The sequence below is a fragment of the Schaalia dentiphila ATCC 17982 genome (assembly GCF_000154225.1).
Lineage (GTDB): Bacteria > Actinomycetota > Actinomycetes > Actinomycetales > Actinomycetaceae > Pauljensenia > Pauljensenia dentiphila.
In genome coordinates, this window is sequence record NZ_DS264586.1 from 1789843 (window position 1) to 1803389 (window position 13547).

Below are 13547 nucleotides of genomic sequence, written 5' to 3' on the forward strand. Positions count from 1 at the left end.
GCCTCAGCGCGGCGTGTTCGCCGCCGTGCGCACGACGATCTGTGCCGTATCCTCGGTCAGGTAGAGCTCGTCGGCGGGCGTCAGGCGAATGCGCTCAAGTTCCATCGGGGTCAGGTCGGCGGCGACGCCGATGCCATTACCATCGCGGACCTCGATAACGGCGAGAGCGCCGTTGCGGCGGCGCGCGTCCTCGTACTCCTCGAGAAGGTCCGCGGGCAGACGATCGGCGAGTTCACGACGTGCAGCGATGACGCGACGCAGTTCCTCATCGGAATCGGCGACGTCGGCCTCGAACTGGGCCTTGAGCGCCTCGATGTCGGCGGCGATGGCCTGAGCCTCGGCCTTCATCTTGTCCTGGGCCGCACGGGCAGCCTCGACGCGCTCCTCGGCCTCCACCTGATCGTCCTCGAGCTTGGCCAGGCGGCGGTCCATCTGAGCGATCTCGTGTTCCATGGCCGAGATATCGCGCAGGGGCACCTGGTTGTTGTCGATACGGCTCTGCTGGCGCTTCCGACGCTCAGTGACCTTCGCGATCTCATCCTCAATGCGAGTCACCTCGCGCATCGTATCCGCGATAACGGCACTCTGGCTGATCGCGGCGCGCTGCAGGTCAGCAACACGGCCGGCGAACTCGCGAACTGTCGCGTGCGCGGGGTGAGAATCGCGCTTGTGGCGCAGCGCCGACTCCTTCTGGTCGAGCTTCTGGAGCTCGAGAAGCTCGAGCTGGTCGGTGTGCGATGCTTTCACGCTAGTTCTCCCTGGGTGACTCGGTGGCTGGTCCATGGCTCGGTGACAATCGTAGAGACTTCCACGCGAAGTTCCACATCGGCCGCGCGTGCAGCCTCGCGCAGCTTTCGTGCGAGCACCGGGAGCCACGGGGACTCCGTCGCCCAGTGGGATCCGCACAGCAGCGCGGGAGCGCCGCCCTCGAGGTGCTCGGAGGCGGGGTGATGGCGCAGGTCCGCCGTGAGATACGCATCAACTCCCGCGGCGCGCGCCACCTCAAGCGCGCTATCCCCCGCGCCGCCCAGAACGGCTACGCGCTGCACGGTGGCGTTCTCGTCGCCGCCCACAAAGAGACCGGAGGGGCCCGCAGGCAGCACGGATGCGACGTGGTCAGCGAAGGAGCCGAGCGTGGTCTCGTCGACGGTGCCGACGCGCCCCAGACCGATCTCGTGTCCCTCGGCGTCGGTGCCACACGGCTCCAGCGGCGTGGTATCGCGCAGACCGATCAGATCGGCGAGCGCCGTCGCGACGCCGTCGCAGGCGACATCCGCGTTGGTGTGCGCATTGAACAGGGCGATACCGGAGCGGATCAGAGTCGTGACGACGCCGCCCTTCGGGTCGGTCACGGGCAGGAAGGACGCGCCGCGCAGGAGCAGCGGATGGTGGGTGATCACCATGTCGAAAGACTGCCCGTCACCGGAGGGACCTGCAACGGCCTGGTCCGCGATGGCCGCCGTAGGATCAAGCGCGAGAAGGATCGACCGTACGGGTGCGGCAGGGTCGCCGACAATGAGGCCAACCCGGTCCCAGGACTGCGCCGTAGCCGCCGGGTACCACGACTCCATGAGCGCCATGACGTCACCAACGGTCCAGGTGGAGGCGCAGACTCCGAACATATTCTGATGAGACGAAGACTGCATAGATCAAGCATACCGGACCCCCATCTAGCAAGGGACCCTGCCCGCGACTATGATCACAACGTGCAGATTTTGAGCCTACTCGACCAAGGGTTGGTCGATTACACGCAGGTTGACGCGCTTCAGCGCTCCCTGCACGAGGAGGTCCTCGCCGGCGGCGAGGACACACTCATCGTTTCTCAATTTACGCCCACGTGGACGGCGGGCCGCCACACGAAGCCTGAGGACATTCCTTCCACGACTGTTCCCGTGATTCGCACCGACCGCGCTGGTTCCGCGACGTGGCACGGCCCCGGACAGGTCGTCGTCTACCCCGTCGTTTGCCTGCGCGAACCCGTCGACCTCGTGCAGTGGATCCGCGCCGTCGAGGCCTCGGTGGTCGACACCGTGCGGGAGGTATGGGACCTACCCGTCCACCGCGTCGAGGGCCGCGCGGGCGTGTGGCTCACCGAAGAGGGGCGCCGCGACCGAAAGATCTGTGCGATCGGCCTGAAGGTAGCGCGCGGAGCGACCCTGCACGGCATCGCCCTGAACGTCGATATCGACCCGGTCCACGCTTTCGAGGGCATCATCCCCTGCGGCCTCACGGACGCCGATGTGACCTCCCTGTCGTGGGAAGGCATCCACACAACTGTCTCCGACGCCGCATCCGAACTTCTCCCACGCATGGTGGAGCACATCTCCCCGTGCCTGGCGACCACTCCCACTTCCGTTTCCTATACGACGAGGTCAACGCTATGAGTACCCTGCCCGATCCTGAAGGACGCAAGCTCCTGCGCATCGAGGTGCGTAACTCGCAAACTCCGATCGAAAAGAAACCCGAGTGGATCCGCACGACCGCCAAGGCCGGCGAGAACTACCAGGACATGCGCTCGCTTTCGCACGCCAAGGGCCTGCACACGGTGTGTGCCGAGGCCGGCTGCCCCAACATCTACGAGTGCTGGCAGGACCGCGAGGCGACCTTCCTGCTCGGCGGCGCACTGTGCACCCGCCGCTGCGACTTCTGCGATATCGCGACGGGGCGCCCCACCGAGTACGACAAGGACGAGCCGCGTCGCATCGCCGAGTCCGTGCGCGACCTCGACCTGCGCTACGTCACGATCACGGGCGTGACCCGAGACGATCTGCCCGACGGTGCCGCGTGGCTGTACGCCGAAACGTGCCGTCTCATCCACGAGCTCAACCCGGGCACCGGCGTCGAGCTCCTCGTCGATGACTTCCGCGGCCAGGACGCCTCGATCGACATGGTGATCGACGCCGGCCCGCAGGTGTTCGCGCACAACCTCGAGACGGTGCCGCGCATCTTCAAGAAGATTCGCCCCGCCTTCAACTACGATCGCTCACTCGCGATGATCAAGCGCGCCCACGACGGCGGCATGGTCACCAAGTCGAACCTCATCCTGGGCATGGGCGAGACGCGCGAGGAGATCAGCGCGGCGATGCGCGACCTGCACGAGTCGGGCTGCGACCTGCTGACTCTCACGCAGTACCTGCGTCCCTCTCCCCTGCACCACCCGATCGACCGCTGGGTCCACCCCGAGGAGTTTGTCGAGCTGGCAGCGGAGGCCGAGGAGCTGGGCTTCGCCGGCGTCATGGCAGGTCCCCTCGTGCGTTCCTCGTACCGCGCGGGCCTGCTGTGGGCTAAGGGCATGCGTGCCCGCGGCTTTGAGATCCCCGAGCAGCTGCGCCACATCGAGAACTCCGGCTCGACGCTGCAGGAGGCCGGCTCCGTCCTGGCGCGCCTGAAGGAGCGCTCGGAGCGTCATGCGGTGATGGCCGCGAAGGCCGCCTCGGCCTCGTGATCCCCGATTATTCGCCCGCGCGTGCACTGCTCGCGGCGGCGCGCCGCCACCCGAAGCGGCTGTCCCTGGTGGACGCGGCAACCGGCGGGGAGTGGACCGTACGCGAGGCGGCAAACACCGTCGCCCGCCTCGCCGCAGCTTTCGACACTGCTGGTATCGGCGAGGGAACGCGCATCGCGGTCATCGGGGCGAACTCGCCGTGGCACTACATCGTCCACGTGGCGGCCTCGTGGCTGCGTGCGGTCACGGTTCCCCTGTCTCCGCGTATGCCCTCAGGCGCGCTCGCCTCGATGTGCGAGCAGGTGGGCGTCTCGTGGGTGTTTCTCGACGAGGCCTGCGCACCCCACACTTCCGCGCTGACCGACGTGGGCGCACAGGTCGCGTCGTTCACGGATCTGGCGGCGTGGGCGGATCGCACTGCCCCCATCGGGCGCTCCCCCGCGCGCTGCGGGACCGAGCTCGCCGCCATCTTGTTCACGTCGGGCTCTACGGGCATTCCTCGCCCCGTCGGGCTCACGCACGAGGTCATGTGGTGGGGATCGACGAACTTCCGTGAGGGATTCGACTACGCTCCGACCTCGTCGGTCGTGGGCGTGTGCGCGCCCGCGAGCCACATCGGGGGTTTCAACGGCACCTCGATGGACGTGTGGACGCACGGCGGAACCCTGGTCACGCTCGGTTTTCCGGGATCCTTCGACGCGCGCGGCGTCATCGACGCGATCGAGCGCTACGGCATCACGATGATGTTCGCCGTGCCCGCGATTGTCCGCGCTCTCCTAGACCAACACGCGCGCGGCGGCGGCGACCTGTCGTCGTGGGTCCGTCCCCTCATCGGCGGCGACGCGATGACGGCGGACCTGGCAGAGGCGATGCGCGCAGTCGGCCTGTCCCCCATTCACGTGTGGGGCATGACCGAGACCTCCGGGGCCGGCACGGTCGCGACCCCCGGTTCTTTCGCGCCGGCCGGCTCGCTGGGGGTTCCTTTCCCGTACGTGGACCTGCGCGTCATGGCCTCCGATGAGCGCGAATCCGGCGTCGATGAAATGGGCGAGATCTGGGTGCGCGGTCCGGGCGTCGTGAGCGGCGAGGAGTGGCTGCGTACAGGCGACCTGGCGACGAAAGACAAGGACGGCTGGCTGCACATGGTGGGACGCGCCCACCGCATGATCAACACAGCCGGAGAGCTCGTCGCTCCCCCGACGGTCGAACGCGCCCTGCGGTCCCTCAAGGAGGTATCGGATGCGCTTGTCGTGGGACTGCCGGACGAGCGCTGGGGGCAGATCGTCGCGGCGCTGATCGTCCCTTCTGCGCTGGGCCGGGCCCAGGCCTCGTCGTTGAGTGCCGATGCGCTGTCCGAGGCCCTGCGCGATTCCCTCGCACCGTGGGAGAAGGTGCGTCGTGTCCTGGTCGTCGACGCGCTCCCGACCACGACGACGGGCAAGCCCGATCCGGTCGCGGCAGCACACCTCTTCGACGCGTGAGGACATTGCGCCGGGATGCGCCAGACCTCACAAAGTGCGAGCACCATATTTAGGTAAGATTAGCCTTGCTTAATTGAAGGAGAGTCTTATGTCCCGCCACCGCATTGTCATCATCGGTTCCGGCTTCGCAGGCCTGACGGCAGCTCGTCGACTGAAGAATGCCGACGCCGACATCACCATCCTGGCCCGCACATCGCATCACCTCTTCCAGCCTCTGCTGTACCAGGTGGCCACGGGCATTCTCTCCGAGGGCGACATCGCCCCCACCACGCGCGAGATCCTGCGCGGCCAGAAGAACGTGACCGTCTTGCAGGCCCTCGTCGAGGAGATCGACGTCGAGGCGCGCGTCGTCAAGTGGCGCAACCACAACAAGTACGAGCAGACCGAATACGACACCCTCATCGTCGCGGCGGGTGCGGGCCAGTCCTACTTCGGCAACGACCACTTCGCGGTCTTTGCACCGGGCATGAAGACCATCGACGACGCCCTCGAACTGCGCGCGCGTATTTTCGGCGCCTTCGAGCTGGCCGAGATCGAGACCGACCCGACTGCGGTCGATAAGCTCCTGACCTTCGTCGTCGTGGGCGCGGGTCCCACCGGCGTCGAGATGGCCGGACAGATCCGCGAGCTCGCCTCTCACACGCTCAAGGGCGAGTTCCGCAACATCGACCCGACCAAGGCGCGCGTCATCCTCGTGGACGGCGCAGAGCACCCGCTCCCCCCGTTCGGCGAGGAGCTCGGCATCAAGACCGAAGAGGCCCTGGCTAAGCTCGGCGTCGAGATGAAGATGAACGCCTTCGTCACCGGCGTGGACTCCGAGGGCGTCACCCTCAAGTACAAGTCCGGCGAGGAAGAGCGGATCGAGTCCGTGTGCAAGGTATGGGCCGCCGGCGTCGCCGCGAGCCCACTGGGCCGCGCGCTGGGCGAGGCCACGGGCGCCGAGGTGGACCGTGCGGGGCGCGTCACCGTCAACAAGGACCTCACGCTGCCGGGCCACCCCGAGATCTTCGTGCTCGGCGACATGATGGCCTTCCCGGGCGTCCCCGGCGTCGCGCAGGGAGCGATCCAGTCCGCGCGCTTCGCCGCCGACACGATCGCCGCTCGCCTGGCCGGGCGCACCCCCAAGGCCACGGAGTTCGTCTACAACGACAAGGGCTCCATGGCGACGATCGCGCGTTTCAAGGCGGTCGTGAAGATGGGAAACACGAAGCTGACCGGCTTCGTCGCGTGGGCGGCCTGGTGCTTCCTGCACCTGCTGTACATCGTCGGCTTTAAGTCGCAGGTGGGCACGCTGGTCAGCTGGTTCTTCAGCTTCCTGTCCGGTGCACGCCCCCAGCGCACGACCACCAACCAGCAGCTGGTGGGCCGCCTCGCCCTGGAGCAGCTCGGCGCTGGCGCCTCCGGCAAACTCGTCGTCGGTGAAGAGGTCGTCGAGGAGCACGAGCAGGAGGACTGACGTGCCACGCTCTGACGGTTTGCTCTGGCGTGCCGTCGAGCGCACCGACAGCGCGCTGACAAAACTGCAGGCAAATGATGAGGGGCCGGAAGTTATCGCTTCCGGCCCCACTTCTATGCTTCGTTGAGTATCAACACTTGCCATGCAACAACTCTGTAGACTGTGCCCATGAGCACAAACCGTAACGTTGCCAATCTGTCGATCACAATCGTCAAGACCTTGGTCAAGATGGCAGGGCTCGGCCGCGTTGCTGACATGATCGACGGCAGCCAGGAGTGTCTCAACTTGCTCGCCGATATTAAGAACGATGCTCTTGGCAACCCCAATGCTGAGATGATTCGATCACTCAACGGCACAGTATAATCCGTACTTGATGCCATTCAGGGCGCGCTCCAGCGGGCCGATCTGAGTAGGAAGCAGATTTAGGACGCCGTAGCTCAGTTATCCGATGCAGCGTGCCAAACGATTAAAGACCTAGCAGAGGACGACGACGCCCTTATCCGCGCGGTAGAGCAACCCGAGCGCTTCAATGAGGAATTAAAAGCAAAGCTGCACCACTTCCTGACGGCTTAAGCACGGATATGCAGGCCAACTACGAAACTGTTCTCGATCAAATCGCGGAAAAATTCCTTACCCTCGCACCCTGGTCACCGAGCTTTGATCGCGTCGCTCTCATTAGCCTGCTGCGCTGTTTTCCAGCCCTATCAGAACGCATCGACCGTCTTCACCAGCAGATCAATGAGGGGTTCAGCAGTGTGCGTGAAGATGCTGCTGCGCACCACCAAGACCTCAAGGACAAACTAACGTCAATTCACAAAGATCTCCAGGACATAACTCCCAACAATCATCCAGTAACATTGAACAACAGAGTCTGGGGAAGTCGCCCAGCTAGGCTGAAGCATTGGATTGACCGCCATCCCACCAACAATGGGACGACCCTACAGGACGTATTCTTCAACTCTCCGTCATCCCAACGTGGTTCACACAGCGTACTAGTTGCTCGCGCGGGTAGCGGAAAGACTTCCCTCGCCGCCTCCATCGCGAACAGGTGTGAATCCGATGGTTGGTCGCTCGTCGCCTGGATTGACGCATCAACTCGCAGCACCATCGAAAGCGGATTGATCGCGCTGGGCGAGTCAGTTCTGGGAGTACAGACAAACACCCAGCGAGAGATAAGACTCAGGGGTGAACAAGTATTAGCAACTTTCCGAAACGTCAGCAAGAACAAATGTCTGTTCGTTTATGACAACGCGGAAGGTGTCGACTATCTCGAAGGCGTTTTGCCGGACGGGCCTGGGGTTCACATCCTTGTCACTACGCGGCGTAATAGCGGGTGGTCTAATCAAGAAGATTGGAATGTCTTCACACTCGGCAACTTTTCGCGCGACGAGTCAGTGACACACCTTTTGAGCGTGACGAGAGATACAGATCAAACAATAGCGGATAAGCTCGCCTCGCATCTTGGCGATCTTCCACTTGCTATAGCTCAAGCGGCGGCAACGTGCTCGAGATACTATTCAAACCTGCATGACTATTATGCTGACCTTCAGAACGCTAATGTTGAAGAACTGTTGGAACCAATCGAAGGAGGTCATTACAGCAACGGTGCCATCACATCCCTTCAGTTGGCTGCAAGTTCAGCACTCTCTTCTATAAGAGATCCCCAGGTCCTCACAGAAGCTCAGACAATCTTAGCCGCCCTATGCTATTTGGCGGAATCTGGCGTACCTACCCAGTGGCTCAAATCTAGAAATCACCTTCCTTCACAAAGAGCCTACAAAGTACTGCAAGACACCTCGATTATCGATCAGTCAAACGATGGTAAGACCACCAGCATCCATCGCCTCCAATCTGCAGCGATTCGCGGCAAGTTGACTAAGGTCGAACAGGAACACGCAATTGACCACGCATGCGAGATACTAGATCACATTGCAGGATCACTCAAAGAATGCGACGATGCAGAAGTCAGGCGAAGTTCGATAATCCACCTAGTTGACAGCATTCTCAGAATCGGCGTTTATGATCAATCTTTATCGGAGCGATCATTGTCTAGTTTGCTCAAAACGTCCATCACCTGCCTCGAACAGTGCTACCGACTCGACACCTTTGACGTCGCATTACGTTTGCAAACTCTGCAGGACACATTCAGCGTCGCTCACCTACACCGCAGCGACCGCCTAGCGTTTGCCGACCTCCTCGGAAACTGTCTCAGGTCGGTTGGATACGCCCAGCAGGCAATTGAGCTACACTCGCACATACGCGACGAAGCATCCAGCTCCGACGAGCACTACTATGCATACCAAAATGACCTAGCAAAAGACTTCCTTTTTGCGGGAAGATTCAACGAGGCGCTCACATTATTCGAAGACACGCTGAGTCACGTCTCGACCAAAACGCCGGCAACTGCCGCCTACGAGATGGATCTTGCACACGCATACTTCCTAATGGAGCAACCCGACGAAGCGATTGTCCACTACAGGGAGGCACAAAGTATCTTAGCAGACTACCACCAAAGCAACGAACAGGAGGTGTTTCGAGCAGCACTCGGTATAGCACTGTGCGTACCGAGTGATGACTTCTACGACTACAAGGACATTGAACGTCTCAAGAACACCCTGGACTGCGCAGAAGGCACGCAGTGCGCCGAAACCCCTGAGTTTCTGATTGCAACAACTATTCTTGTGGAACAGCTGATGTTCAAGAATTACTACATAGAAGGCATAAGGCGTCTCTCCAAGGTTCTTCAGCAGCAATACAGTTCTCTGGGCTCTTCACACCCATACGTGTTAGACGCGCAAGAACAGGTAGTGGAACTTCTAGAATGTGCAGGCATGAACGATACGGCAACAAAGTTGCTTAATATGTTCATCATTAGTCTTGAGAGCGAAGCTCACCGACATTACACGCCTCTTGCAGTTCTCTACAGAAAGCTGTCCGAAATATGTCTTCGGACCGGCAAGATCGATGAGTCAATATCAGCTTTCACAAAAGTACAAGAGATGAAACGAAAAGGTGAGGAAGAACTTAACACTGCGCAGACGAACAACAACTGCATGCGATTCACCTGCAAGTTTGAGAGCGCAATCACACTACCCAAGGAGGCGCGCAGTCAATTATGGAGAGACAAAGACGCCGAAGCTCGAGGTAGCTCCGATGGCCGCTACGAACTTTCCATTGCTTTAGATAAACAAGACCTCTTACAGAGTCAACTCAACACTCTTGCGAACAAACTCGAGCCATTTCAAGATAATACCTAGTTGAAGTCTCGAAGCTCTAACAAAGGCTCCTCCAATAGGTGCAACGATGTGGTGCCTGTCGAGCATCGTCGAGGAGTATGGCGTAGAAGTCCACCACCAGACTCCCGCTAGATAACAGTGACGCTAGATGACGGCGGGGCCGGAAGCTTTCGCTTCCGGCCCCTCGCCGTTTGTGGGCCCTACCGGGCTCGAACCGATGACCTTCTGGGTGTAAACCAGACGCTCTAGCCAACTGAGCTAAAGGCCCCACGCACGCGCCAATCTACCAGAAGCGACGGGTACGGTCACGTCCGAGGCCGAGCGTCACAGCACAGAACTGCGCTGGCCCACCCAGGCCTCGTCGAAAAAACTAGCGGCGCGAACGCGGACGGGCCGTCAGGCGCACGCCCGCCCAGTTCTGCCCCAGCGCCGTGGAGGTCGTCGCGTGCAGGCCAGCGATCTCAGCGGCCTCCTCCACGTCACCCACGCGCACCGAATTGGGGCGCCCCGCCTTGGGGATCAGCACCCAGATCAGCCCACCGTCATCCAGGTTCGACATCGCGTCCACGAGCACGTCCGCGAGGTCCTCTTCCTCGGCGTCGTCCGCGCGCCACCAGACGATCGCGCCGTCCACGACGTCCGCGTAATCGACGTCAACGAGCGGATGTCCCGTCTCCTCTTCAATCGCATCGCGCACGGCCTGATCGACGTCGTCATCGACGTAGAACTCCTGCACGATCGCATCGGACGCAAAACCCAGGCTCACTGCCATCACGCAGCACCGCCCATCAACGAGCTGGCGCTCAGTGTCATATCAACGTTCACGCCTTCATCCTAGGGCATTGGAGCTACTGGAATGCAAGGGATGGACCACAATGAAAGACCCCCGCGAGCACTCCCCCGCCAAAGCTGGGCAATTACCCGACTGTAGGCGACCGCAGTCCGGTGATACGCACGTCATAGTACTTATCCAAGGCAAACACTCGCAAAGCCACCCCAACAGTGGGACAATGGTCCTGATATGTGCGGTGTCGCCAGAGGACACCGCTCACGCACGCTGCGCAAGCAGCACCGAGTCAAGCGAGAAGGTACACCGTGAGCCAACTCCACGAGTCCCACCCCGTCGTTAACGGCCTGATTCCTCAGGTTCCCGACAACGATCCCCAGGAGACCGCCGAATGGGTTGAGTCCCTGTCCGGGCTCATCAACGAAAAGGGCGGTCCCCGCGCACGCTACATCCTGCTGCACATGCTGGAAGAAGCGCGCCGCAACGGCGTTCAGCTCCCCCAGGAGTACACGACCCCCTACGTCAACACCATCCCCGTTGACCAGGAGCCGTACTTCCCCGGCGACGAAGCCATGGAGCGCGAATACCGCCGCTGGATCCGCTGGAACGCCGCCGTCCAGGTGACGCGCGCTCAACGCCCCGGCGTCAAGGTGGGCGGACACATCTCTTCCTACGCCTCGGTTGCCACCCTCTACGAGGTCGGCCTCAACCACTTCTTCCGCGGCAAGGACCACCCCGGCGGCGGCGACCACGTGTTCTTCCAGGGACACGCCTCCCCCGGCCCCTACGCCCGTGCCTTCCTCGAGGGTCGTCTCTCCGAAGAGCAGATGGACGGCTTCCGTCAGCAGGTCTCCACGGAGCACGGCCTGCCCTCGTACCCGCACCCGCGCCAGCTTGAGCACTTCTGGGAGTTCCCCACGGTCTCGCTCGGCCTGGGTCCCGCCGAGGCCATCTACCAGGCCTGGTTCGACCGCTACCTGCACATGAACGGCATCAAGGACACGTCACAGCAGCACACATGGGCCTTCATTGGCGACGGTGAGATGGACGAGCCCGAGTCCCGCGGCATGCTCCAGCTCGCCGCTCAGCAGCGCCTGGACAACCTGACCTTCGTCATCAACTGCAACCTGCAGCGTCTCGACGGCCCTGTGCGCGGTAACGGCAAGATCATCCAGGAGCTCGAGGCCTTCTTCAAGGGCGCCGGCTGGAACGTCATCAAGGTCATCTGGGGCCGCGGGTGGGACCAGCTGCTCGCCGCCGACAAGGACGACGCCCTCGTCCACGTCATGAACGAGACCCTGGATGGCGACTACCAGACCTTCCGCGCGAACGACGGCGCCTACGTGCGTGAGCACTTCTTCGGCCGCGACCCGCGCACCAAGGAAATGGTCAAGAACTGGACCGACGAGCAGCTCTGGGAGCTCAAGCGCGGCGGCCACGACTACCGCAAGGTCTACGCAGCCTACAAGGCAGCCATGGACCACACCGGCCAGCCGACCGTCATCCTCGCGCACACGATTAAGGGCTACGCCCTCGGCTCGCACTTCGCCGGCCGTAACTCGACGCACCAGATGAAGAAGCTGACCCTCGAGGACGCCAAGCAGCTGCGCGATCGCCTCCAGATCCCGATCACGGACGAGGAGCTCGAGCGCGATCCCTACATGCCGCCGTACTACATGCCGCCAGCCGATCACCCGGCCCTGCAGTACATGAAGGAGCGCCGCGAAATCCTCGGCGGTTGGGTGCCCGAGCGCCGCGCCGACCGTCAGCCGAAGCTTCCCGCCCTGCCCACGCGTCCCTTCGAGGCGCTCTCGAAGGGTTCCGGCAAGCTCGAGGTCGCCACGACCATGGCTCTCGTACGCCTCATCAAGGACCTGCTCAAGGACAAGGAGGTCGGCAAGTACTTCGTGCCGATCATCCCCGACGAGGCCCGTACCTTCGGTCTGGACGCGATCTTCCCGTCGGCGAAGATCTTCAACACGACCGGCCAGTCCTACACGCCCGTCGATGCGGACATGATGCTGTCCTACCGTGAGTCCGAGCAGGGCCGCATCCTGCACACGGGCATCACCGAGGCCGGCTCCTCCGCCGCGTTCCAGGTCGTCGGCACGGCGTACGCCACGCACGACCTGCCGATGGTGCCGATCTACATCTTCTACTCGATGTTCGGCTTCCAGCGCACCGGCGACCAGTTCTGGGCCGCGGGCGACCAGCTGACCAAGGGCTTCGTCATCGGCGCGACCGCCGGCCGCACGACGCTCGCAGGCGAGGGCCTGCAGCACATGGACGGCCACTCTCAGGTCCTGGCTGCCACGAACCACGCGTTCGTCTCCTACGATCCGGCCTACGCGTACGAGATCCGCCACATCATGGCGGATGGCCTGCAGCGTATGTACGGCGACGCGGACGGCCGCGATCCGAACGTCATGTACTACATCACCGTCTACAACGAGCCGATTCATCAGCCTGCGGAGCCGGAGAACGTCGACGTCGAGGGCATCATCAAGGGTATCTACAACGTCGATGAGCACCAGAACTTCGGTGGTCCCAAGGCTCAGCTGCTCGCCTCCGGCGTGGGCGTGCCGTGGGCGCGCGAGGCTCGCGAGCTGCTGGCCCGCGACTGGGGCGTGGATGCCGCCGTGTGGTCCGTGACCTCGTGGAACGAGCTGCGTCGTGATGGCCTGGATGCTGAGGAGCACAACTTCCTGCACCCGTCCGAGCCCCGCCGCACGCCCTACGTGTCGACGAAGCTCGCGGGTCGCGAGGGTCCGTTTGTGGCTTCCTCCGACTTCGACCGCATGCTGCCCGACCAGATCCGTCAGTGGATCCCCGGTGACTACCACGTGCTCGGCGCGGATGGCTTCGGCTTCTCCGACACCCGTCGCGCGGCCCGTCGTTGGTACCACATCGACGCCGAGTCGATGGTCGTGCGCACACTGGCTGCCCTGGCCGACAAGGGTCAGGTTGACCCGTCCGTCGTCCAGCAGGCGATCGAGAAGTACGACCTGTTCAACTACTCGATCCAGGGCAACGACCATGCTGGCGAGGAGTGATCGTCGCTAGGCCCGCGCTCCTCCATCGCGGTGCCCAGCGGTCATGAGAACGAGGCCGGGGATCCCCACGCGGGGTCCCCGGCCTCGAC

10 protein-coding genes and 1 tRNA gene are annotated in these 13547 nt (G+C 62.6%); 7 read left to right on the forward strand and 4 right to left on the reverse strand.

The genetic code is table 11. The features are described 5' to 3' along the window. Nucleotides 1-3 precede the first annotated feature (3 nt). A complete protein-coding gene (locus ACTODO_RS07605) occupies nucleotides 4-747 on the reverse strand; it encodes a zinc ribbon domain-containing protein (RefSeq protein WP_003792782.1) in 744 nt (247 codons plus the stop codon). Continuing rightward, nucleotides 744-1622, reverse strand: coding sequence for a Nif3-like dinuclear metal center hexameric protein (locus ACTODO_RS07610; protein ID WP_003792783.1), 879 nt, complete (start codon nucleotides 1620-1622; stop codon nucleotides 744-746). The genes ACTODO_RS07605 and ACTODO_RS07610 overlap by 4 nt, the downstream gene beginning before the upstream one ends. 84 nt (nucleotides 1623-1706) lie before the next feature. Between ACTODO_RS07610 and lipB the strand changes: the two genes are divergently transcribed. The 6 genes from lipB to ACTODO_RS10805 all read left to right on the forward strand — a co-directional run bounded on the left by lipB (nucleotide 1707) and on the right by ACTODO_RS10805 (nucleotide 9639). Beyond that, nucleotides 1707-2384 (forward strand): lipoyl(octanoyl) transferase LipB, encoded by a 678-nt coding sequence (gene lipB / locus ACTODO_RS07615; protein WP_003792784.1) that lies wholly within the window; start codon nucleotides 1707-1709, stop codon nucleotides 2382-2384. Next, on the forward strand, nucleotides 2381-3445 hold the full coding sequence (lipA, locus tag ACTODO_RS07620) for a lipoyl synthase (RefSeq protein ID WP_003792785.1): 1065 nt from the start codon (nucleotides 2381-2383) through the stop codon (nucleotides 3443-3445). Before lipB ends, lipA begins: the two co-directional genes overlap by 4 nt. Next, a complete protein-coding gene (locus ACTODO_RS07625) occupies nucleotides 3442-4926 on the forward strand; it encodes a class I adenylate-forming enzyme family protein (protein ID WP_003792786.1) in 1485 nt (494 codons plus the stop codon). Before lipA ends, ACTODO_RS07625 begins: the two co-directional genes overlap by 4 nt. Before the next feature lie 88 nt (nucleotides 4927-5014). Continuing rightward, entirely contained in the window at nucleotides 5015-6382 is a 1368-nt protein-coding gene (locus ACTODO_RS07630) for an NAD(P)/FAD-dependent oxidoreductase (RefSeq protein WP_003792787.1), read from the forward strand. A gap of 168 nt (nucleotides 6383-6550) precedes the next feature. Further along, on the forward strand, nucleotides 6551-6745 hold the full coding sequence (locus ACTODO_RS07635) for a hypothetical protein (RefSeq protein ID WP_003792790.1): 195 nt from the start codon (nucleotides 6551-6553) through the stop codon (nucleotides 6743-6745). A gap of 218 nt (nucleotides 6746-6963) precedes the next feature. Then, nucleotides 6964-9639 carry a tetratricopeptide repeat protein gene (locus tag ACTODO_RS10805; protein ID WP_131332791.1) on the forward strand — a complete coding sequence of 892 codons (2676 nt, stop codon included), beginning with the start codon at nucleotides 6964-6966 and terminating at the stop codon, nucleotides 9637-9639. Nucleotides 9640-9812: 173 nt separating this feature from the next. Here the strand turns inward: ACTODO_RS10805 and ACTODO_RS07645 are convergent. Both ACTODO_RS07645 and ACTODO_RS07650 read right to left on the reverse strand, forming a co-directional pair. Then, nucleotides 9813-9886, reverse strand: a tRNA-Val gene (locus ACTODO_RS07645). Between the two features lie 102 nt (nucleotides 9887-9988). Then, nucleotides 9989-10390, reverse strand: a complete 402-nt coding sequence (locus tag ACTODO_RS07650) for a DUF3052 domain-containing protein (protein ID WP_003792792.1) — start codon at nucleotides 10388-10390, stop codon at nucleotides 9989-9991. A gap of 323 nt (nucleotides 10391-10713) precedes the next feature. Between ACTODO_RS07650 and aceE the strand changes: the two genes are divergently transcribed. Next, complete coding sequence (gene aceE / locus ACTODO_RS07655) at nucleotides 10714-13458, forward strand: pyruvate dehydrogenase (acetyl-transferring), homodimeric type (RefSeq protein ID WP_003792793.1); 2745 nt, start codon at nucleotides 10714-10716, stop codon at nucleotides 13456-13458. The last annotated feature ends 89 nt before the right edge of the window (nucleotides 13459-13547 follow it).

What these genes read in the sequence shown, in the direction of transcription:
- ACTODO_RS07630 (WP_003792787.1), top strand. Translation starts at nt 5,015, where the DNA reads ATGTCCCGCCACCGCATTGTCATCATCGGTTCCGGCTTCGCAGGCCTG.
- ACTODO_RS07635 (WP_003792790.1), top strand. Translation starts at nt 6,551, where the DNA reads ATGAGCACAAACCGTAACGTTGCCAATCTGTCGATCACAATCGTCAAG.
- ACTODO_RS07650 (WP_003792792.1), bottom strand. Translation starts at nt 10,390, where the DNA reads ATGGCAGTGAGCCTGGGTTTTGCGTCCGATGCGATCGTGCAGGAGTTC.
- ACTODO_RS07610 (WP_003792783.1), bottom strand. Translation starts at nt 1,622, where the DNA reads ATGTTCGGAGTCTGCGCCTCCACCTGGACCGTTGGTGACGTCATGGCG.
- lipA (WP_003792785.1), top strand. Translation starts at nt 2,381, where the DNA reads ATGAGTACCCTGCCCGATCCTGAAGGACGCAAGCTCCTGCGCATCGAG.
- ACTODO_RS10805 (WP_131332791.1), top strand. Translation starts at nt 6,964, where the DNA reads ATGCAGGCCAACTACGAAACTGTTCTCGATCAAATCGCGGAAAAATTC.